This is a genomic window from Salinibacterium sp. M195 (genome assembly GCF_019443965.1).
Taxonomy (GTDB): domain Bacteria; phylum Actinomycetota; class Actinomycetes; order Actinomycetales; family Microbacteriaceae; genus Rhodoglobus.
On sequence record NZ_CP040814.1, the window covers coordinates 841,540 to 862,087 of the forward strand.

14 protein-coding genes are annotated in these 20,548 nt (G+C 60.9%); 12 read left to right on the plus strand and 2 right to left on the minus strand.

The window, feature by feature from the left end:
• The first annotated feature begins 31 nt into the window (after positions 1-31).
• From FFT87_RS14510 to FFT87_RS04030, 4 genes are all read left to right on the plus strand, one after another.
• Positions 32-1,627, plus strand: coding sequence for an efflux RND transporter permease subunit (locus tag FFT87_RS14510; RefSeq protein WP_255560045.1), 1,596 nt, complete (start codon positions 32-34; stop codon positions 1,625-1,627).
• Positions 1,608-3,188, plus strand: a complete 1,581-nt coding sequence (locus tag FFT87_RS14515) for an efflux RND transporter permease subunit (protein ID WP_255560119.1) — start codon at positions 1,608-1,610, stop codon at positions 3,186-3,188. The genes FFT87_RS14510 and FFT87_RS14515 overlap by 20 nt, the downstream gene beginning before the upstream one ends.
• 453 nt (positions 3,189-3,641) lie before the next feature.
• Positions 3,642-5,993, plus strand: coding sequence for a DEAD/DEAH box helicase (locus tag FFT87_RS04025; protein WP_219950078.1), 2,352 nt, complete (start codon positions 3,642-3,644; stop codon positions 5,991-5,993).
• A 177-nt stretch (positions 5,994-6,170) separates the two neighbouring features.
• A complete protein-coding gene (locus FFT87_RS04030) occupies positions 6,171-7,019 on the plus strand; it encodes a hypothetical protein (RefSeq protein ID WP_219950079.1) in 849 nt (282 codons plus the stop codon).
• A 69-nt stretch (positions 7,020-7,088) separates the two neighbouring features.
• Here the strand turns inward: FFT87_RS04030 and FFT87_RS04035 are convergent, their stop codons facing one another.
• Entirely contained in the window at positions 7,089-7,622 is a 534-nt protein-coding gene (locus tag FFT87_RS04035; protein ID WP_219950080.1) for an NUDIX hydrolase, read from the minus strand.
• A gap of 64 nt (positions 7,623-7,686) precedes the next feature.
• Here FFT87_RS04035 and kynA point away from each other — a divergent pair, with 64 nt between their 5' ends.
• The 7 genes from kynA (at position 7,687) to cysE (ending at position 18,057) form a co-directional block, all read left to right on the plus strand.
• The gene (kynA, locus tag FFT87_RS04040) at positions 7,687-8,544 is read left to right on the plus strand and encodes a tryptophan 2,3-dioxygenase (protein WP_219950081.1); all 858 of its coding nucleotides are present in this window, start codon (positions 7,687-7,689) and stop codon (positions 8,542-8,544) included.
• The gene (locus FFT87_RS04045; RefSeq protein ID WP_219950082.1) at positions 8,541-9,737 is read left to right on the plus strand and encodes an amidohydrolase; all 1,197 of its coding nucleotides are present in this window, start codon (positions 8,541-8,543) and stop codon (positions 9,735-9,737) included. The genes kynA and FFT87_RS04045 overlap by 4 nt, the downstream gene beginning before the upstream one ends.
• Positions 9,734-11,023 (plus strand): kynureninase, encoded by a 1,290-nt coding sequence (locus tag FFT87_RS04050; protein ID WP_255560046.1) that lies wholly within the window; start codon positions 9,734-9,736, stop codon positions 11,021-11,023. Before FFT87_RS04045 ends, FFT87_RS04050 begins: the two co-directional genes overlap by 4 nt.
• Positions 11,024-11,029: 6 nt before the next feature.
• On the plus strand, positions 11,030-11,848 hold the full coding sequence (locus FFT87_RS04055; RefSeq protein ID WP_219950084.1) for a PaaX family transcriptional regulator C-terminal domain-containing protein: 819 nt from the start codon (positions 11,030-11,032) through the stop codon (positions 11,846-11,848).
• 197 nt (positions 11,849-12,045) lie between these two features.
• Complete coding sequence (locus FFT87_RS04060) at positions 12,046-16,314, plus strand: ExeM/NucH family extracellular endonuclease (RefSeq protein ID WP_219950085.1); 4,269 nt, start codon at positions 12,046-12,048, stop codon at positions 16,312-16,314.
• Positions 16,315-16,493: 179 nt separating this feature from the next.
• Positions 16,494-17,432 (plus strand): cysteine synthase A, encoded by a 939-nt coding sequence (gene cysK, locus FFT87_RS04065; RefSeq protein WP_219950086.1) that lies wholly within the window; start codon positions 16,494-16,496, stop codon positions 17,430-17,432.
• A 55-nt stretch (positions 17,433-17,487) separates the two neighbouring features.
• On the plus strand, positions 17,488-18,057 hold the full coding sequence (gene cysE, locus FFT87_RS04070; protein ID WP_219950087.1) for a serine O-acetyltransferase: 570 nt from the start codon (positions 17,488-17,490) through the stop codon (positions 18,055-18,057).
• A gap of 96 nt (positions 18,058-18,153) precedes the next feature.
• On the opposite strand, the gene FFT87_RS04075 is transcribed toward cysE, so the two are convergent.
• Complete coding sequence (locus FFT87_RS04075) at positions 18,154-18,867, minus strand: DUF981 domain-containing protein (RefSeq protein ID WP_255560047.1); 714 nt, start codon at positions 18,865-18,867, stop codon at positions 18,154-18,156.
• A 262-nt stretch (positions 18,868-19,129) separates the two neighbouring features.
• On the opposite strand from FFT87_RS04075, the gene FFT87_RS04080 reads away from it, so the two are divergent.
• Positions 19,130-20,458: an ABC transporter substrate-binding protein gene (locus FFT87_RS04080; protein ID WP_219950088.1), complete on the plus strand. Its 1,329-nt coding sequence runs from the start codon at positions 19,130-19,132 to the stop codon at positions 20,456-20,458.
• Positions 20,459-20,548: the final 90 nt, after the last annotated feature.

Genomic DNA, 20,548 nt, shown 5'->3' on the forward strand with positions numbered 1-20,548 from the left:
GCCCGCGTTTAACAGCAACGAAAGTTTCCTCGTGCACTTGCTCTCCGTCTTCTCTCTGCGCAACCGAGCGCTCATTGCGCTCGTCACCATCGTCATCGGAATCTTTGGTGGGGTGGCGCTGACGTCGCTCAAGCAAGAGCTCATCCCCTCGCTCTCGCTGCCGCAAATCTTCATCGTCTCGACCTACCCCGGCGCCTCGCCGGCCGTCGTCGATAAGGACCTCTCGGCACCGATCGAGGCTGCCATCCAGGGTGTGCCCGGTCTGGAATCAACCACCGCGACCTCGAACTCGAACTTCTCGAACATTTCGGCGTCGTTCGAGTACGGCACCAACATCGCCACCGCAGAGCAGAAGATTCAGCTCGCCATCAACCGCATTTCTGGCCAGCTTCCAGAATCCGCTGATTCGCAAGTCTTCACCTTCAATTTCACTGATCTGCCTGTCGTACAGATTGCCGTCTCCAGCGATCTCGACGCCAAAGAACTGTCACGCAAGCTCGAAGCATCCACCCTCGTCGACCTCAATAAGTTGGATGGCGTCAGTGACGCAAGCCTGCTCGGCACGTCGACCCAGCGTGTGGTCATCACTCCCAACACCGACGAGCTCTTTGAGAACGGTCTGAGCAACGCCGACATTCGCTCGGCGCTTGATGACAATGGCGTGCTGCTGCCCGCGGGCGAGATCACCGAAAACGATCAGACTCTTACCGTGCAGGCGGGAAACCGCATCACGTCAACCGACGCGATCAAAGCTCTCCCGCTGCTTGGCGGCACGAACACCGAAGTGGTCGTGCTCAGTGACGTCGCCACCGTCGAAGTAATCGATGATCCTGAGACGGGAATCTCTCGCGTCAACGGCGATAACGCGCTCACGATTGCCATCACTAAGAGTCCAGCGGGCAACACTGTCGCCGTCTCGCAAGCAGTTCTTGAGGCCATCCCTGACCTCGAAAGCGCTCTCGGTAGCAACACGAAGTTCACTGTCGTGTTTGATCAGGCGCCCTTCATCCAGGAATCCATCAATAGCCTCACCACCGAGGGCTTGCTCGGTCTCGTCTTCGCCGTCATCGTCATCCTCGTGTTCCTGCTGTCGATTCGCTCGACGCTGGTTACCGCCATCTCGATCCCGGCATCCGTGCTCATCACCTTCATCGGAATGCAGGTTTCCGGCTACAGCCTCAACATCATCACCCTCGGCGCTCTGACAATCTCTATTGGTCGAGTCGTCGATGACTCCATCGTGGTTATCGAAAACATCAAGAGACACGTCTCGATGGGGGAGCCGAAGCTTCAGGCCATTCAGACGGCGGTGAAGGAAGTCGCTGGCGCCATCACGGCATCCACCGTGACTACTATCGCGGTGTTCTTGCCGCTCGCCCTCGTTGGCGATATCACCGGTGAGCTGTTCCGCCCGTTCGCCCTCACGACCGCGATCGCGCTCGCGGCGTCGCTCTTCGTGTCCCTCACGATCGTGCCGGTGCTTGCCTACTGGTTCTTGGGAAACAAGTCAGCACCGCGCCACACCGAAGAAGCCGTCGAACACGCCCACGCTGTCTCGCATTCCGCAGGCCGAGAAAACCACCGCGCTGCAGCGCGGCTACCTGCCCGTGATCAACTGGACGCTTAAGCGCCCCGTTGCTACTCTCTTGGTCGCCGTTCTTCTTTTGGGCGGCACCGTGGCCCTTCTTCCGTTCATGAAGACCAACTTCATCGGTGATAGTGGCCAAAACACTCTCACTGTCAGCCAAACCCTTCCGCTCGGAGCAAGCCTTGAGGCTCGCGACGAAGCGGCACAAAAGGTCGAAGAAGTACTTATCGGACTCGACGGTATTGAGACGGTGCAACTGTCAATCGGCTCAAGTGGGGGATCGCTTCGCGCGGCATTCTCGGGAAATGGTGCAAGCACCTTCTCCCTCACGACTGACCCCGACGCGGATCAGGTCGAGTTGCAGGCGAGCGTACGCGCTGCTGTCGCCAAGATCGACGACGCCGGTGAAGTCACGCTTGCTGCGGCATCCAGCGGCTTCGCCTCAAGCGACATCGAGATCAACATCACCGCCACGAGCGATTCCGAACTCCGCGAAGCGTCGGATGCCCTGCTCGAGCAGGTGCGCGATCTCGATGTTGTTGCTGAAGCCACCAGCAACCTGTCAGAACAGCAGCCATTCATCTCCGTGACCGTTGATCGCGAGAAGGCTGCAGAACGTGGGCTGAGTGAAATTGCGGTTGGCGGAATTGTCGCTGGTGCGATGAACCCCAACTCCGTCGGCAGCGCTGTCATCGATGAAGCGACGCTCTCGATTTACATTCTCAACGACATCGCCCCGACCACGGTCGACGAACTGAAAAACTTTGAGATTCCGAGTGCTGTCGGTCTCATTCCCCTCACGGATGTTGCCGTCGTGTCTGTCGAAGACGGCCCGGCGAGTATTACTTCGGTGAAGGGCGTGCGCAGCGCCACGCTCAACGTGACTCCCAGTAGTGATGACGTGGGCGCGGCATCCGCTCTGGTTGCGGCTGCTGTTGACGAGGCAGCGTTACCCGCAGGAGCGTCCGCTGAACTCGGCGGCGTTGCGACCGAGCAGACGGACGCGTTCCAGCAGCTCGGCCTCGCACTCTTGATCGCCATCCTGATTGTGTATGTCGTCATGGTCGCCACCTTCAAGAGCTTGCGCCAGCCGCTGCTGCTGTTGGTATCGGTGCCGTTTGCGGCAACGGGGGCAATCGCACTTCAGGTGATTTCGGGCATCCCGCTTGGCGTTGCTTCGTTGATCGGTGTGCTGATGCTCATCGGTATCGTCGTGACGAACGCGATCGTCCTGGTTGACCTCATCAACCAGTACCGGGTGAAGGGCATGCGCGCTCGTGAAGCGATCATCGAGGGCTCATCACGTCGACTCCGCCCCATTCTGATGACCGCGGCGGCGACCATTTTCGCGCTCCTTCCGCTGGGGCTTGGCGTCACCGGTCAGGGCGGGTTCATTTCACAACCGCTCGCGATCATCGTGATCGGCGGACTTGTTTCGTCGACCCTGTTGACTCTCGTAGTGCTCCCGGTTCTCTACTACGTTGTCGAGGGAGCCAAGGAGCGTCGCGAAGACCGCAAGGCTGCCGGCACTGACCGTAAGAGCCGTCGCGCGGCGAAGAATGCTGGGCGCGAAACGAGTGTCGCAGGCGCGTCAAGCTAACGATTTCTGAATGGTCCGTTTCCCTCGGATGGCTGATGTCAATCCGAGGGAAACGGAGATTCGGCCACGAGCTTTGCGGTGGACGGTAAGTTGACCGCATCATCAACGTGATGTCAGCGCTCTCATCCGGCTGGCTCTCGCTATCGAGGGCGCAATGGAGTAACGTTGTTAGGTCGGCTCAAGACAGCGCGAAATCTCGCGTATGGGTTTGTAAGTCTTGCGGGCCGGTTTGCCAGTCCATCCAACTGGTGACAATCACACGAATGTATGTGACGGCCTCGGTCAAAGACTGCCCGGGTTCAGTAGTGCAGCGTACGAATGCTCAAGCTATTTAGAAGATAGCCAATCGCTATCTAGCAAATTGGTTTCTCACTAAATAAATGGTGAGCGTTGGCGTGCGCGCGTGCTCCACGCACTAGATGTGTTCCATCTACGAACAACCCGGAAAGAACAATGCCTAATTTCAATAAACCTGCCACAGGCCGTGGCGGAAAAAACTTCAAGTCTGCCCCCAAGGGTGGCAGCGGAGCACGCAGCGAAGGTCACCGCGGATTCCGCCCAGACCAGGGCGAAGCGCCCAAGCGTCGCTGGAGTGCCGATGACCGTGCCGCACGCACCGGCGACCGCAACACTGGTGGAGCTCGTGGCGGACGCGACGAGCGTCGTCCCGACTGGACTCCCCGCGAAAAGCCTGCCCGTGGCGGACGCCCCGAAAATGGCGACCGCAACGATCGCCCCTCCTATGGTGACCGCCCGCAGCGCAACGAACGTGGCGCCTACGGCGACCGTCCGCAGCGCAGCAGCGAGCGTCCTTCGTATGGTGACCGCCCCGAGCGTGGAGGTCGCCCGTCGAGCAGCGACCGCAACGAGCGCCCGCAGCGCGACTCACGTCCTGACCGCGGTGGTTACGGCGATCGTCCCCAGCGCGATTCACGTCCCGAGCGTGGCGGCTACGCCGGCCGCTCAGAGCGTCCTTCGTACGGTGACCGTCCCGACCGTGGCGGCAACGCTGGTCGCAGCGAGCGCCCTTCGTACAACGACCGTAACTCCAGTGGTCGTTCAGAGCGTCCCTCGTATAACGACCGCAACGCTGGCGGCCGTACCGAGCGTCCCTCCTACAACGATCGCAATTCGAGTGGCCGCAGCGAGCGCCCCTCGTATAACGACCGCAATGCTGGTGGCCGTTCAGAGCGTCCTTCGTATGGTGACCGTCCCGACCGTGGCGGCAACGCTGGTCGTACTGAGCGCCCGTCGTATAACGACCGCAACTCCACCGGCCGTACCGAGCGTCCCGCGTACAACGACCGTGGCGCATCCGCTGGTCGCACTGAGCGCCCGGCGTACAACGAGCGCCCGCAGCGCACTGAGCGCCCGGCCTACAACGACCGCCCGCAGCGCACCGAGCGCACCGAGCGTCCCGCATACAACGACCGTGCTCAGCGCACCGAGCGCCCCTCGTACAGCGACCGCAATGCCGGTGGCCGTTCAGAGCGTCCGTCGTATAACGACCGCGCTCAGCGTTCGGAGCCGCGCGAAAGCGCGTACTACCCCGCTCGTGATGGCAAGTCGTCGCACTCGCAGCAAGAGGATGTTGTTCTTGACCGTCTCGTAGCTAAAGCCGTTACCGCAAGCGATGTTGAAGGCAAGTCCTTCATCGACCTCGGTATCGGATCGAACATTTCGCGTCAGCTCGCATCCATGGGTGCAGAGTCGCCGTTCCCCATCCAGGCAGCAACCATCCCCGACGTTCTCGCCGGCAAGGATGTTCTTGGCCGCGGAAAGACCGGATCGGGCAAGACCATTGCTTTCGGTGCGCCTCTCGTTGAGCGCCTCATGGAAAACAATGGTGGCAAGGACCGTCAGATGGGCCGCAAGCCGCGCGCCCTCATCCTGGCTCCGACCCGTGAGCTTGCTCAGCAGATCGACCGCACCATCCAGCCCATCGCTCGCAGCGTTGGCTTGTTCACGACAACCATCGTGGGTGGCGTTCCTCAGTACAAGCAGGTTGCAGCCCTCACGCGTGGTGTCGATGTCATCATCGCGACCCCCGGCCGTGTTGAAGACCTCATCGAGCAGGGTCGTCTCGACCTCAGCCAGGTGAAGGTTACTGTTCTCGACGAAGCAGACCACATGTGCGACCTCGGGTTCCTTGAGCCTGTTCAGCGCATTCTGCGTGAGACTAGCGAGGGCGGCCAGAAGTTGCTGTTCTCGGCAACCCTCGACAAGGGTGTTGCCACTCTCGTCAAGGAATTCCTTGTTGACCCGGCCGTGCACGAGGTTGCTGGTGAAGACCAGGCTTCTTCTACGATCGACCACAAGGTTCTCCTCATTGAACAGCGTGACAAGCGTGCGATCATCAAGCAGCTCTCCGCTGGTACGGGCAAGACTCTCGTCTTCACTCGCACACGTGCGTTTGCTGAAGAGATGGCCGAATTCTTGAGCATGGGTGGAACCCCAGCCACGAGCCTTCACGGTGACCTCAACCAGTCACGTCGTACCCGCAACCTGCAGATGCTCACGAGCGGCAAGGTCAACGTGCTTGTCGCGACAGACGTTGCAGCCCGCGGCATCCACGTAGATGACATCAGTCTCGTTATTCAGGCCGATGCTCCCGAGGAGTACAAGACGTACCTGCACCGCTCAGGCCGCACCGGCCGCGCTGGCAAGGCCGGAACCGTTGTCACACTGATCCCGCGCAACCGTCGTCGCAAGATGGACGAGCTCCTCGGCCGCGCCGAGATCGACGCAGAGTCGGTCGACGTAGCACCTGGCGATGCGTTCGTCGACAAGCTGGCTGCGCTCTAACAAGCACCCCGCTCACTCGAGCATAAGAAAGCCCCGGATGCCCCACTCGCGTGGTCGGCAGCCGGGGCTTTCTGCGTGTGCCCGCTGTGGTTGACGGACACGGCATCCCGTGGTTCTATGGAGCGCACGCTTTGTTGCGACAAAATCTCAAGTAACAAGATTGTTGGGTAACCACAGATGAGTATTCGATCGCAACACACTTCTCGGATCGCGACCCCGGCGGGCGTTCTGCTCATTGCCGCCAGTTTTCTGCTGTCGTCGTGCTCGACCGGCACTGTCGGGTTGGAATCTTCAGGCATCGACATCGAGCCCTACGCACACGTGACCGCCACCCTCGACTTCGAGGCGGGCACCGTAGTTCTGCCGGTAGATGCCATTAATCGGGATGCGCCGCAGGTCGACGAACTCCGGCGTGAAGCGTGGCGGGTGTTGACTGACGCGTGTCTCGCCGAGAGTGGGTTGCCTGGCTACGGCCGGTCAGAGACGGTGTCGAGCGAAGAGGATCGGCTCTTTGGGCTGTGGAGCGTTCCGCTCGCTCAGGAGTACGGTTTCGAGATTGCGGCCCTCATCGACCAAGTGCCCCCGACTCCGAGCGATGAGGAGCTGCGCTGCCTCGATGAATCCAAGGAAGAGATGAGAACACGCTTCAATCTGGATGACGGCTACTCGTTCGATGCCCAGGTCGCGAGGGCTGCCTACGATGCCGCATTCACTTCGGCAGAAGGTGAGGCAGCACTCGCTGCAGCCCAAGAGTGCATGGTTGAGCAGGGGCTTGAGTTCAGTGACGACTTACCCATGCCTCAGTTCGACTACGAGTCAGACGGCGACAGCACCGAGAACAGGCGAATTGCCGTGATTCAGGCCACCTGCAACGTTGAGACGGGCGCGATTCAAACGCTCTACGACCTCACTGCTCGCTACCAGTCGGCACTTATTGCTGCGAACGAAGCCGAGGCCAAGGAAGCTGCTGAGGTTGTCGCGACGCGTATCGCCGGATTCCAGGGCGTGATTTCGGCCAGCAAGTAGCGCAGCCGGGTTGGCGAAGAGCTGCTGCGGACCAGCGTTTCGACACGCACCGCGCGGGGTTTGCGGAGCCTAGCGCGGCGCGATGGCTCTCAGCACAGCGGCGATCCGCGCGGGAAAGTTGTCGGGCACTTCGGCAGGCAGCGTGTGGGTGGGAAACCAGCGCACGTCTTCGCTTTCGTCGCTGGCAGTGAAGTCGACATCCGCCGCGGCGATCGCGACGAATCCCACATCCCAGTGAGCAGCACATGCGAATCCGCCGTGCAGTTCGTGCCGGTCGAGATCAGCGATCGCAGCAGATCGAAGGGTGAGTTCGCTGATGCCCGACTCCTCGCGCGCTTCGCGCAGTGCAGCATCGGCAACCGACGCATCCTGCGGTTCGATGTGGCCGCCGAATTGCACCCAAAACTGCCCCTTGCGGTGAAAGCACAGCAGCACCTGCTCGAAGTCGGGGGAGAAGACGAAGCAGGACGCGGTGACGTGCTCGGGTCCTCCGTCACGCTGGAGGGCATCCGCACCGCCTGCCGTGACAAAAGCGAGGTAGCCCTCGCGAGCGGGCGACGCGGCCAGGGCCGCGAGGCTGGTCAGGAAGTTATCGACGATCACTGGGCAATTATCCGGCAAGAACACAAGTGTGGCGGTCGTCGCAAAAGTGCAATAGGGTGTCGGCATGTCGGATACTCATAACGAACGTGCCATTGAAGACGAAATCGTCACCGACTTTAGTAAGCGGATGTCGTACGGCGCCTACCTAGAACTCGACACCCTGCTGAGCGCCCAGACTCCGCAAAGCACGCCCGAGCATCACGATGAGATGCTGTTCATCATCCAGCACCAGACCACCGAGCTGTGGCTCAAGCTCGTGATCCACGAACTGACGTCGGCCCGCGACCTGATCGCGAACGATAACCTCTCTATTGCGCTCAAGCGCATTGCGCGCGTCAAGCACATCCAGCGCACCCTCACCGAACAGTGGTCGGTGCTCGCGACGCTGACCCCGAGTGAGTACTCGCAGTTCCGTGACTACTTGGGTAGCTCATCCGGATTCCAGTCGTACCAGTACCGAGCGGTCGAATTTCTGCTCGGCAACAAAAATGCAGGCATGCTCAAGGTGTTCGAATCGCATCCCGAAGCGCACGCCCTCCTCAGTAAGCTGCTCGCCGAGCCCAGCGTCTACGACGAGTTCTTGCGCTACCTCAGTCGCCACGGCTACGAGATCCCCGACGCTGTGCTCAACCGCGATGTCACTCGTGGCTACGAGCAAAACGATGACCTCATCGAGACCTTCCGGCACATCTACGACAACGAGAGCGAACACTGGCTCGCCTACGAAGCGTGCGAAGAGTTCGTTGATCTCGAAGACAACTTCCAGCTCTGGCGTTTCCGCCATATGAAGACCGTCATGCGCATCATCGGCATGAAGCGCGGTACCGGCGGCTCCAGCGGCGTTGGCTTTCTGCAAAAGGCTCTCGACCTCACGTTCTTTCCTGAACTCTTCGCGGTGCGCACCGAGATCGGTCGCTCGTGACCGAAGAACTAACGCCAGCCTCAGCCGCAACACCGGCAGCAACCTCAGCCGCAGCTCCGGCCTCAACCTCAGATGCGGTGCTCACCGTCGACTACGCCGTCGACGGCTACTGGCTGCGCGAATGGCACGGGCCAGCCACGGTGCGGGTCAGCCCCCACGGCATTCGAGCAATAGCGGATGCCGCAAGCCCGACCGCAATTCGTCTTCCGGGAGTGCTGCTGCCGGGCTTTCGCGACGCGCACGTGCATCTCGGATTGACAGAGCCGCGCGCTCTCATCGCCGGCGGTCTCGCCGCCGTGGACGATTTGGGCGGGCATCCTGATCGCCTTCGGGAGTGGGCTCACGATGATGCGGTGTCGATGGTGCAGTATGCGGGTGCCTTCATCACTGCACCGGGCGGGTATCCGAGCAAACGGGCGTGGGCGGTGACCCTCGCGGTCGCCGAGGTTTCGACGGGGGAGCAGGCGATGGCCGCGGTCGCGCAGCAGCTTGCGGCTGGCGCCACCTTCGTGAAGGTCGCGCTCAACTCTGAAGACGGTCCGGTGATCGACGATGGCACGTTGAGTGCGCTCGTGGAACACGCTCACAGTCGCGGCGCCGAGGTCGTGGTGCACGTGCAGGGGGCCGGCCAAGTGCAGCGAGCGTTCGCCGCCGGGGCCGATCGTCTCGCGCATACGCCGTGGACCGAGAAGCTCAGCGACGCCCTAATCGATGAGATGGCGCAACCGAACTCCCGTTTTCTTGCTGGTCGCCACTCGTGGATTAGCACCCTCGACATCCACGGTTATGGCCAGCGTGGCCGCGATTTCGCGACCGCGAGCGATAATCTGCGACGCTTCCATGCCGCTGGCGGCACCGTTCGCTACGGCACCGATATGGGTAATGGCGATCTTCCGCCCGGCCTCAACCAGCGTGAACTGACTGCGCTGCAGGATGCCGGGGTGCGCTACGACGCCCTGTTGCGAGCGCTGTGCTTGCCCGGTTTCGGCAGCACCGTGAGCTACCTGCCGACGGTTCCACTGGCGAACACTGATCTCGCTGGGTGGCTGATGACGGCGAATGTTGTCACGGCGCAGCAACTGCTGCACCCCCAATTTGCGGCGGCCATCAGCCAGCCTCTCTCCGCTTTCGGCGACGATGCCGTCTCGACAGAAACAACTCCCATCCCTGCACCATGGAGGAATACACCGTGACCGATAACAGTGCCCGTACCGAACACAGGGCCCATGCTGAACACAGGGCCCATGCTGAACACAGGGCCCACGTCGATACCAGTGCCGAAGCTGCCACAGCGCTCGATGCCGTCGATCCGCTCACGCAGTACCCGGCCAAGTTCGTGCGCTCAGCCGAAGTTCGCGCGTACCTCGACGGCAACTCGCTCGGGCGACCCACCGCGGCGAGTGCGGCCCGCCTCGCAGAGTTCGTTGACGAGCAGTGGGGCGGCCGCCTCATCCGCGGCTGGGATGAGTCATGGTACGAACTTCCTCTCGCCCTCGGCGACCGTCTCGGCGCTGCCACTCTCGGCGCTGCGCCCGGCCAGACTTTTATTGGCGACTCGACAACGGTTGTGCTCTACAAGCTGATCCGCGCTGCGCTCAGCGCGCGCCCGGAGCGCAACGAGATCGTCATCGACACCGGCAACTTTCCGACCGACCGCTACCTAGTCGAAGGCATCGCCGCCGAGCTCGGCAAGACCTTGCGCTGGATCGACCCTGCCGTCGATGGGGGAGTAACCGCTGATGAAGTGAAGGGCGTCCTCAACGAGAACACCGCGCTCGTCGTCATCAGTCACGTCGCCTACCGTTCCGGCCATCTCGCCGACATGCCCGGTATCACCGCGCTCGCCCACGATGCGGGAGCCCTCGTGCTCTGGGATCTCTGCCACTCCGCCGGCGTGGTCGAAACCCACCTCGATGACTGGGGCGTCGACCTGGCCGCCGGATGCACGTACAAATACCTCAACGGGGGCCCAGGTTCCCCGGCCTTCGGCTACGTGCGCGCCGAGCACATCGAGGCCATGACCCAGCCGATCCAGGGCTGGATGGGCAGCAATAGCCCCTTCGAAATGGGCCCAGGGTATGCGCCGCACCAGGGTATTCGTCGTTTCATTAGCGGCACGCCCTCGGTCGTCGGTTCGCTCGCGATGCAAGACATGCTCGGGCTCATCGAAGAGGCGGGCATCCCGGCGATCCGTGCCAAGTCTGTTGCCCTCACTGAGTATGCGCTCGCGCTCGTTGACGAACTGCTCGTGCCGCTCGGCGTCGCCGTCAGTTCGCCGCGGGACGCCGCCGAGCGCGGCAGCCACGTCACGATCGACCATGAGAGCTTCGCCGCCGTGAATGCCGAACTGTGGAAACAGGGAATCATTCCTGACTTCCGGCGGCCCAACGGCATCCGTCTCGGGTTGTCGCCGCTCAGCACCACCTTCGCCGAAGTGCAGCTCGGCATCGAGGCAATCTACGAGCAACTCACGAAGTAGCCGCCCATGATTCTGGATGACTTCGACTCCCGCCCCGGGAGTGCGCCCTCACTGCTGCGCACCTTCGTGGGCTCGCAACTGCGTCAGCTTGGCGGCTGGATCTCGTCGGCGCATCTCGTGCGCATCATGGAGGCGTTGGGAGTCTCGGCCAATGGCGCTCGCAGCGCGATTGCGCGAGTGAAGTCAAAAGGCTTGCTGGTTCCCGAATTGGTCAATGGACAACAGGGCTACCGAGTGAATGCGGATGCGGAGCCCATGCTTGAGAGTGGAGATCGCCGCATCTTCAGCTTCCGCCAGCAGCGCGAAGACGACCAGTGGTGCCTGATTTCGTTCTCGATTCCGGAGTCGCGCCGTGATGCCCGCCACCAGTTGCGCCGTCGTCTCGGCTGGATCGGCTGCGGAACTGTCGCGACCGGCCTGTGGATTTGCCCCGCCCATCTCAAGGCGGAGGTGTTGAGCATCCTCAATGACCTCGACCTCAGCGATTGCGCGACCCTGTTTATCGCGGGTCGCCCCGAAGCGAATCGACCGTTTGCGGATGCCGCAGCCGAATGGTGGGATTTGGACCGCTTGCGCGATTTGCACGAGAGCTTTCTCTCGCAGCACTCCGCTCTGGTGGGTCCAGCGTCTACCGGTGCCGAGGCATTCGCCGGCTATATCCACGCGCTCGATCAGTGGCGCGTCATTCCCTATCTCGATCCGGGTCTGCCGAATTCGGCGTTGCCGGAGGGGTGGCCCGGTCAGGGCAGTCTCGACCTCTTCGGCCGCATTTCGCGTTCTTTGTCGGCACGGGCGCACGGTTTTGCGCGCAATTCCGCTCCTTAGCGATTCTGCAATCTGACGCGCGCCACAGGCGGGAGTCTGGGTAACTGCCCGCTCATTGTGCACAATAACAACGGGTAACGCGCAGATGAGCAATTGAGTTAAACCCTTGGAATGGGCTGTGAGCAGGGCTATCGTCTCAGATACCCCTGTTATGGGGTAGACCGCAGATTTCACAATTCTGAAGGGGACTGCCCGTTATGCATAATCAACGCAGCAGGTCAACGCGACTCTCGGTAGGGGCTATTGCCACCTCCTGTGCCATCGCGCTGGCTACGCTTACCGCTCCTGCCGCATTCGCCGCCGATGTAACGGCGACGATTGCCGAAGTTCAAGGAACCACAGCATCGAGCCCAATGACGGGCTCGACTGTCACCGTAGAAGGTGTCGTCACCGCTGACTACCGCGGGGCTTCCGGCTACCGCGGTATTGTCATCCAGACTCCCGGATCGGGTGGGGCAAGCGATGCTACCCCCGGCGCTTCCGATGGAATCTTCCTCTACCTCAACAACGAGAACCCGCCCGTTGCACTCGGCGACAAGGTCACGGCAACAGGTCCCGTCGATGAGCGCTTCGGTCAAACTCAGCTCGGTGCCGGCTCAACGCCAGCCACGGTTGAACTCGTCACTGCAGCGGCCAACCTCGACCCGGCTGATCTGGTTGAAGCATCCGCTCTCGATGCGAGCGTTGTCGGCAACGACCGCGAACCCCTCGAGTCGATGCTCGTCGCCCCCACCGGTGACTACCTCGTCAGCTCGAGCCACCAGCTCTACAACTTCGGCACCCTTTGGCTCAGCCCGAGTGAGCTAGCAGTCAAGAGCACCGAGACAACGGATGCCGGAGACGCCGCCAACGCGATCGCCGCCGCCAACCGTGCCAGCCGCATCTTCCTCGATGATGGCTACAGCATCCAAATTTCCAACGGGTCGCACCCGGGTGAGCAGCCGTATTTCTCGGCTGACACTGTTGTTCGCAACGGCGACACCGTTGATTTCCCGGCAAACCCCTACATTCTGAGCTACGGCTTCGATGACTGGCGTTTGCAGCCGACCATCGCGATCAACGACGCGAGCCCGGCGGAGTATCGCCCAACGTTCACGTCGACGAACCCGCGTGAAGCGTCAGCTCCGGTCGTTGGCGGTGACTTCAAGGTCTCGGCATTCAACGTCTACAACTACTTCACGACACTGACGAGTGAAGACTCGGATGCTCGTGGCGCAGATACTGCTGAAGAGTTCGCTATTCAGCAGTCGAAGATCGTTGCCGCTATCAACTCGCTCGACGCGGATGTTGTTGGTCTCATGGAGATCGAGAACTCGGTCAAGCTGGGGGGAGACCTCGACGAAGCGCTCATGGATCTCGTGGGTGCTCTCAACGCGGCTGCCGGTGCCGGAACGTGGGACTACGTTCGCACGCCAGCGGCGCTCAACGATGCGGCTATCACTGACTTCATCACGAACGCAATCATCTTCAAGCCGGCAGCAGCTACTCCGGTAGGTGACAGCTTCACGCAGGTTGATGAGACGGTGTGGGACATCGCGCGTGAGCCGATCGCTCAAACCTTTGAGTCGAACGGTGAGCTCATCACGGTGATCGCTAACCACTTCAAGTCGAAGGGCGGTTCGGGTGCTGAGCCCGCTGACGGCCAGGGACGTTTCAACGTCGAGCGTGTTGAACAGGCCACGGCAGTAAAGGCTCTCGTTGACTCGATCTCCGCTGACCCAGCCAAGAGCGACCAGGTTGTTCTCGTTGGTGACTTCAATGCCTACTCCGAAGAAGACCCGATTCAGGTCTTCACCTCGGCGGGCTACGTTGACACCCTTGCAGCGCTAACCGATGACCAGTACACCTACACGTTTGATGGTGAACTGGGATCGCTTGACCACGTCATTGTCTCGCCGTCGCTTGCCGACAACGTGACCGATGCTGCTGTCTGGAACATCAACTCGCCTGAGTGGGGCGATCGCGGCTACGCCTTCGGAGCAACCGAAGCGGGCACCGTGTTCCGCTCGAGCGACCACGACCCGATCAGCATTGGCCTCAGCACTGAAGCGGTGCCGGTCGAGATCGAAATTCTCACGACGAACGACTTCCACGGCCGAATCGAAGCAGGCGGCGGAGTTCCCGGCGCAGCTCAGCTCGGCGGAATGGTGAACTACTGGGAAGCTCTGAACCCCAACACCACGTTTGTTGGTGCCGGTGACTTCATCGGTGCGTCGACCTTCACCTCGTTCATCCAGAACGATCAGCCCACGATCGACGTGCTCAACGAAATTGGACTCGACACAAGTTCATTTGGTAACCACGAATTCGATCAGGGTCGTGCCGATGTTGACGACCGCATCTTGGATGCCGCCAACTGGCCCTACCTCGCAGCGAACCTCTACGACCGTGGCACCAACGCTCCGGCCTACGACGAGTACTTCCTGCAAGAGTTCGACGGAGTCACCGTGGGATTCATTGGTGCTGTTACCGAAGACCTCAACGAGTTGGTCAGCCCCGCTGGCATCGCTTCGCTTGAGATTCGCGGAATCGTCAGCGAAGTGGATCGGGTAGCCGACTACCTCACCGACGGCAACGATGCCAATGGTGAAGCTGACGTTCTCGTTCTCCTCGTTCACGAGGGTGCGGCATCCACCAACATCTCAGCGTCAACGGATGATTCGGCCTTTGGGCAGATCGTCACGGGCCTGAGCCCGAAGGTGGATGCAATCGTCTCGGGCCACACTCACCTCGCCTACGACCACGAGGTCACTGTGCCCGGCATGGACCGCCCACGTTTGGTCGTTTCGGCCGGACAGTACGGAACCAACTACGGTCACTTCGACCTGACGGTTGACCCGGCAACGCAGGAGATCATTTCCTTCAGCGCTGAGGTTCTCCCCATCACAGGCTTTGTGCCTGACGCGGCTGTGCAAGCAATCGTTGATGAGGCAACTGCTCTCGCCAACGTGCTGGGCAACGTCAAGGTTGGTGAAATCTCCGACAGCCTGTTCCGTGCCGTTCAGAACCCGACCGCCACAACACCGTTCCCGGAGAACCGCGGCGGAGAGTCGACCCTCGGCAACTTTGTTGCGGATGTTCAGCTCTGGGCAGCATCCGAATTGGGTGCAGAGATTGCGTTCATGAATCCTGGTGGTTTGCGAACCGACCTTGTTTACGAGTCCGCAGGAGTCGGCGACGCTGACGGTGATGTGACCTACCGCGAGGCCGCCAACGTGCAGCCGTTCGGTAACACCCTCACGACAATGTCGCTGACCGGCGCTCAGATCAAGATGGTTCTTGAAGAGCAGTGGCAACCAGCTGGTGCGCAGCGTCCGTTCCTCAAGCTCGGCGTTTCGGAAGGGTTGACGTACTCGTACGACCCCACCGCAGCCCAGGGCGAGCGAGTAACGGCGATGTACCTCAACGGTGTTGCCGTGGATGCCGCAGCCAGCTACAAGATTGTTGCGAACTCCTTCCTGGCAGCCGGTGGCGATAACTTCGCCACTCTCGCTGCAGGAACCAACCGCGCAGACAGTGGACGTATCGACCTGCAGTCCATGGTCGAGTACTTCGAAGAGAACGCGGTCGCAAGCCCGCCTCTTGAACAGCGTGCTATTGGCGCTGTTGTTTCGGCACCAGATGCCGACGGGTACAACCCCGGAGATGACGTCACACTCGACCTGTCGTCGCTTACCTTTAGCCGCGGTGGCTCAGACGCCACCACGGTTGAGGTTTCGGTCGACGGAACCGTGCTCGGTTCGGCAGCGATCGACCGCACCATCGTCGATACAACGGATGAACAGGGTCGCGCAACAGTGACCGTCACGATTCCGGCCGGTACGGCTACGGGCACGCTGACGCTGACCGTGATGATTCCCGGAACGGATACCGCGGTTGCGGTGCCGATTGAGGTCACCACGACTGCCGAAGCTATCGAGAACACGAAGGCTCCGAGCATCCGCGGAAAGGTCGAAGTCGGCAAAACCGTCAAGGCTGTTCACGGAAACTGGAGTGTACGGTCACCGGACTACAGCTACCAGTGGCTGCGGGATGGCGCACCGATCGCTGATGCGACCGACAGCCGCTACCGCATCACCACAGAGGACATCGGCACCGAGCTGAGCGTGCAAGTCACTGCCAGCAAGGACGGTTACTCGGATGGTGTGGCTGTGTCGGACTCACAATCAGTAGAGAAGATCTCGTCGAAAGTCAGCGCGAGTCCTTCCAGCTGGTTGGTCTGGGGCAACCGCTCGATCACGGTCGACACGAAAGTGACCGTCGGCAAGGATGGCACGACGGCGGGTGATGTGACCGTGTATGACGGTCGCACCGCTGTGGCTACAGCCGAGGTCGGTAACAAGGGCAAGAACTCGGTGAAGCTGCCGAAGTTGAGCCGCGGCATCCACTTCATCTCGGTTCAGTACTCCGGTAATGATCTGGTGGAGTCGAGTTCAAGCTGGCCACGGTTGGTGCTCGTCTTCTAGAGAACACCTAACCGTTAGCTGAAAAAGCGAAGAGGGTCCCGCTCTGCGGGGCCCTCTTTTCGCGCAGTGTCTGTTACAGAATTATCCAGTTTGATGAAATAAATTTGGCGTGCTGATTGCTACTAACTATGGTGAGCAAGCTCCCATCGATCTCCAACCTGCGAAGGAACCCCTGAATCATGGCTAGTCGTATCTATAAGAACATCACCGAACTCGTCGGTAATACTCCGCTGGTTCAGCTCAACTCCGTCACAGACGGTGCCGGCGCTACAGTGCTCGCGAAGCTCGAATTCCAGAACCCTTCCGCCAGCGTGAAGGACCGTATCGGTGTCGCAATTATCGATGCTGCCGAGAAGGCTGGCGCGTTGAAGCCCGGTGGAACCATCGTTGAGGGCACCAGTGGAAACACTGGCATCGCCCTCGCCATGGTTGGTGCAGCCCGCGGTTACCGCGTTGTGCTCACCATGCCCGAGAGCATGAGCAAGGAGCGCCGCATGTTGCTTCGCGCGTTCGGTGCAGAACTCGTTTTGACCCCTGCCGGTGAAGGCATGCGCGGCGCCGTCGAGAAGGCCGACGAAATTGTCGCGAACACTGAGGGCGCTGTTGCGGCCCGACAGTTCGCAAACGCAGCGAACCCCGCCATCCACCGTGCAACCACGGGTCCCGAGATCTGGAACGACACTGACGGAACCGTCGACATCTTCGTTGCCGGAATCGGAACCGGAGGAACGATCACCGGCGCTGGTGGCTTCCTCAAGGAGCAGAACCCTGAGATCAAGGTCGTTGCTGTTGAGCCAGAAGAGTCCGCCATCCTCAACGGCGGAGCCCCAGGTCCCCACAAGATTCAGGGAATCGGCGCCAACTTCGTGCCTGAGATCCTCGACCGCGATGTGTACGACGAGGTTCTCGACGTCAACATCACGCAGTCAGTCACGATGGCTCGCCGCCTCGCTGCAGAAGAGGGCATCCTCGCGGGTATCTCCTCCGGTGCAACCGTTCACGCGGCACTCGAGTTGGCTAAGCGCCCCGAGAACGCCGGCAAGACCATCGTTGTCATCATCGCGAGCTTCGGCGAGCGTTACCTGTCGACTCTTCTTTACGAAGACCTCGTTGACTAAAGCTGCATAACGACAACACAGCGCCGCTAACCACCACTAACGACGGATTTTCCTATTGTTTGCTCGAACTCGTGAAGACATCGCTGCCGTGCGCGAACGCGACCCCGCAGCCCGTGGTGCTTTCGAGATCTGGCTGACTTATTCGGGAATGCACGCCGTCTGGGGTTACCGTTTTAGTCATTGGCTGTGGACCGCGCGGGCATTCTTTCTTGCCCGCGTGGTCTCCCAATACGTGCGCTTTTTGACGGGTGTTGAGATTCACCCTGGCGCAAAGATTGGCCGCCGCGTCATTATCGATCACGGCTCCGGAGTCGTCATTGGAGAGACAGCAATTGTGGGCGACGACGTATTGATCTATCACGGAGTCACTCTGGGCGGCACGAGCGCTCAGGGCGGTAAACGCCACCCCACGCTCGGCAACGACATTGTCGTGGGTGCTGGGGCAGCAGTCCTCGGCGACATCACGGTCGGCTCCGGCTCGGTTGTCGGTGCCGGTGCGGTAGTAGTGGCGGATGCCCCTGCCGACTCGCTACTCGTCGGGGCTCCTGCAGTGGCGCGCCCCAAGCGTGGCACGAAGGCCTCGAAAGACAACTTCACCTACACCGACCCCGCGATCTACATCTAGTCGCTGGTCGCGGCGATCGTAGCTGTGGCTGTCGCAGTGCCTTTCATTGTTTAGGCTGCGATAGCCGCATCGCCTCGACGATGCGGCCGGCGCAAACTAGCCCATCGTGTTGACGATGAGACCGATGTGGGTGAAGAAGTTGAGAGCGCCGAAGAGCAAGAACGCGACTCCGCCGAGAGCGAGCGCGACGCCGGTGACCCACTGAATCTTCGTTGGCGTGCTGCGCACGATGAAGCTGCGAGCGGCGAACGGGAAGAGCAGTGCACCGACTCCGACGAGGGCGAAGAGCCCAGACATGAAGATGATTTCGACATAGGGCCACTTCGAGAAGTAGCCAGAGATCGGTTCTTCTGGCGGCGCGACGAAGAGCTGGAAAATTACTCCGGCGAACGCGATCGCAATGAGCGCTAGTCCGAGGCCGAAGATGAGAACGCCGAGGGGTTCGGCCGTTCGAGCAACCGCGCGCGCGGCATCCTTGGACTCTTCGAGCACTGACGCTCGACGCCAGAGCACGAAGCTCGCTGCGAGCAGCAGAACACCGAATGCGAGACTCGGCTCACCGAAGATGATGTTGTCAAAGGGGAAATAAGTGGCGAATGGCCACGTCAGGGTCATGTGTGTGCCCGTAATCGTGAGGATCAGGCCCAGTACGCCGAAGTTCATGGCGTGGCCACGGAAGTCGGTGTCGTCACCCGCCATCAACTTTCGGGCGAACAACACGAGGCTAAGCAAGCCGGCGCCAGCGGCGAGCGACATGATCGTGTTGTAGGTGGGCATCTGGGTCCAGTCGATGATCAATCCTTGTTCCATGAGTCCAGTGAACACCGCAAAAGTGGGCCATTCAAATTTGCGCAAAACGCGCGCACGTGGCGCACGATTGTGCGCGCTATGTCTCATTCGGGTTTCGGTAGACAGATCGGTAGCGTAAGCGCTTGCACAAATCTCTCACCGTGGCCTAGCGTGAGTTATGAACACGCTCTCTTGAGCTGCTATCAGTGAGTGGGTTCAGAGCTGCAGTTGTTCCCCCGCACGCTGCTCGGCCTGCGGGCAAACCTCGACGAGGAGGATTTGTATGATTTCCCACCACTTTCGACGGGCACTTCTGCCCATCGCCACTCTTGGCGTCGCAACGATGGTTTTGAGCGGGTGCGCGTCAGGATCCGGCGCCGATGGCCCCGGTGACGCGGGTGACGCTGATGGCGTAGTAACGATCTACGGCACGATTGCCGACACCGAGGCCGAATTGCTCGAAGAGTCATGGGCTGACTGGGAAGAGGCCAATGGCATCGACATCCAGTACGAATCGAGCAAAGAGTTCGAAGCTCAAATCAGCATCCGGGCACAGGGCGGCAATGCTCCTGACATCGCAATCTTCCCGCAGCCTGGCCTGATCGCAGACCTCGCATCCCGCGGATATATTCAGCCAGCCCCCGAGGGTGTGCAAGCGAACGTGGATGAGTTCTGGTCAGAGGACTGGGCTGGCTACGGCACGACCGACGGCGTTCTCTACGGCGCTCCGCTGATGGCCAGCTTGAAGGGTTTCGTTTGGTACTCGCCGGCGCAATTCGCCGAATGGGGCGTTGAGGTCCCCGAAACGTGGGACGAAATGCTCACGCTCACCCAGACGATCGCCGACACCTCCGGAACCGCGCCTTGGTGTGCCGGATTCGGTTCGGATGCCGCAACAGGATGGCCAGGAACAGACTGGATTGAAGACCTCGTGCTCCGCGAAGCCGGTCCGGAGACTTACGACAAGTGGGTGTCCCACGAGATTCCCTTTAGCGACCCCGCGATCGTCGCGGCCTTCGATTCTGTCGGTGAGATCCTCCTCAACCCAGAGTTCGTCAATGCAGGATTCGGTGATGTGAAGTCAATCAACAGCACTCCGTTTGGCGATGCGGCTCGTGCCCTCGGCGACGGAAGCTGTGCACTCCACCACCAGGCATCATTCTTCGACGGGTTCATTCAAGACCCCAAGAACGGTAATGCCACGGTCGGCCCAGACGCTGACATTTGGGCCTTCGTGACTCCATCTGCTGAAGCTGGCGGAAACGCTGTCACCGGTGGTGGCGAAATCGTCGGGGCCTTCTCGAACGACGAAGACACGATCGCCGTGCAGGAGTACCTGTCGAGCTCCGATTGGGCGAATACCCGGGTCAAGTTGGGCGGCGTCCTGAGTGCAAACAGCGGCCTCGATCCTGCAAACGCGAGCAGCCCCATCCTGCAGGAGGCCATCACGATTCTGCAGGACCCAGACACGACGTTCCGCTTTGACGCCTCCGACCTCATGCCGGGTGTTGTTGGTGCCGGATCGTTCTGGACCGGAATGGTCGACTGGATCAACGGCAAGTCAACCGAAGACGTGCTTTCAACTATCGACGCGTCCTGGCCGTCTGAGTAGCACCGTCTCACGATGAGCGTGGGCGGGAACATGTCGCTTCCCGCCCACGCTCATTTCTTCCGCTCGCTCCGACTCCTCGGTAGAGTCGAA

Excerpts from the sequence above, each read along its gene's own strand:
- FFT87_RS04025 (WP_219950078.1), top strand. The coding sequence starts at position 3,642 with ATGCCTAATTTCAATAAACCTGCCACAGGCCGTGGCGGAAAAAACTTC.
- FFT87_RS04030 (WP_219950079.1), top strand. The coding sequence starts at position 6,171 with ATGAGTATTCGATCGCAACACACTTCTCGGATCGCGACCCCGGCGGGC.
- kynA (WP_219950081.1), top strand. The coding sequence starts at position 7,687 with ATGTCGGATACTCATAACGAACGTGCCATTGAAGACGAAATCGTCACC.
- FFT87_RS04055 (WP_219950084.1), top strand. The coding sequence starts at position 11,030 with ATGATTCTGGATGACTTCGACTCCCGCCCCGGGAGTGCGCCCTCACTG.
- FFT87_RS04060 (WP_219950085.1), top strand. The coding sequence starts at position 12,046 with ATGCATAATCAACGCAGCAGGTCAACGCGACTCTCGGTAGGGGCTATT.
- cysK (WP_219950086.1), top strand. The coding sequence starts at position 16,494 with ATGGCTAGTCGTATCTATAAGAACATCACCGAACTCGTCGGTAATACT.
- FFT87_RS04075 (WP_255560047.1), bottom strand. The coding sequence starts at position 18,867 with ATGGAACAAGGATTGATCATCGACTGGACCCAGATGCCCACCTACAAC.
- FFT87_RS04080 (WP_219950088.1), top strand. The coding sequence starts at position 19,130 with ATGATTTCCCACCACTTTCGACGGGCACTTCTGCCCATCGCCACTCTT.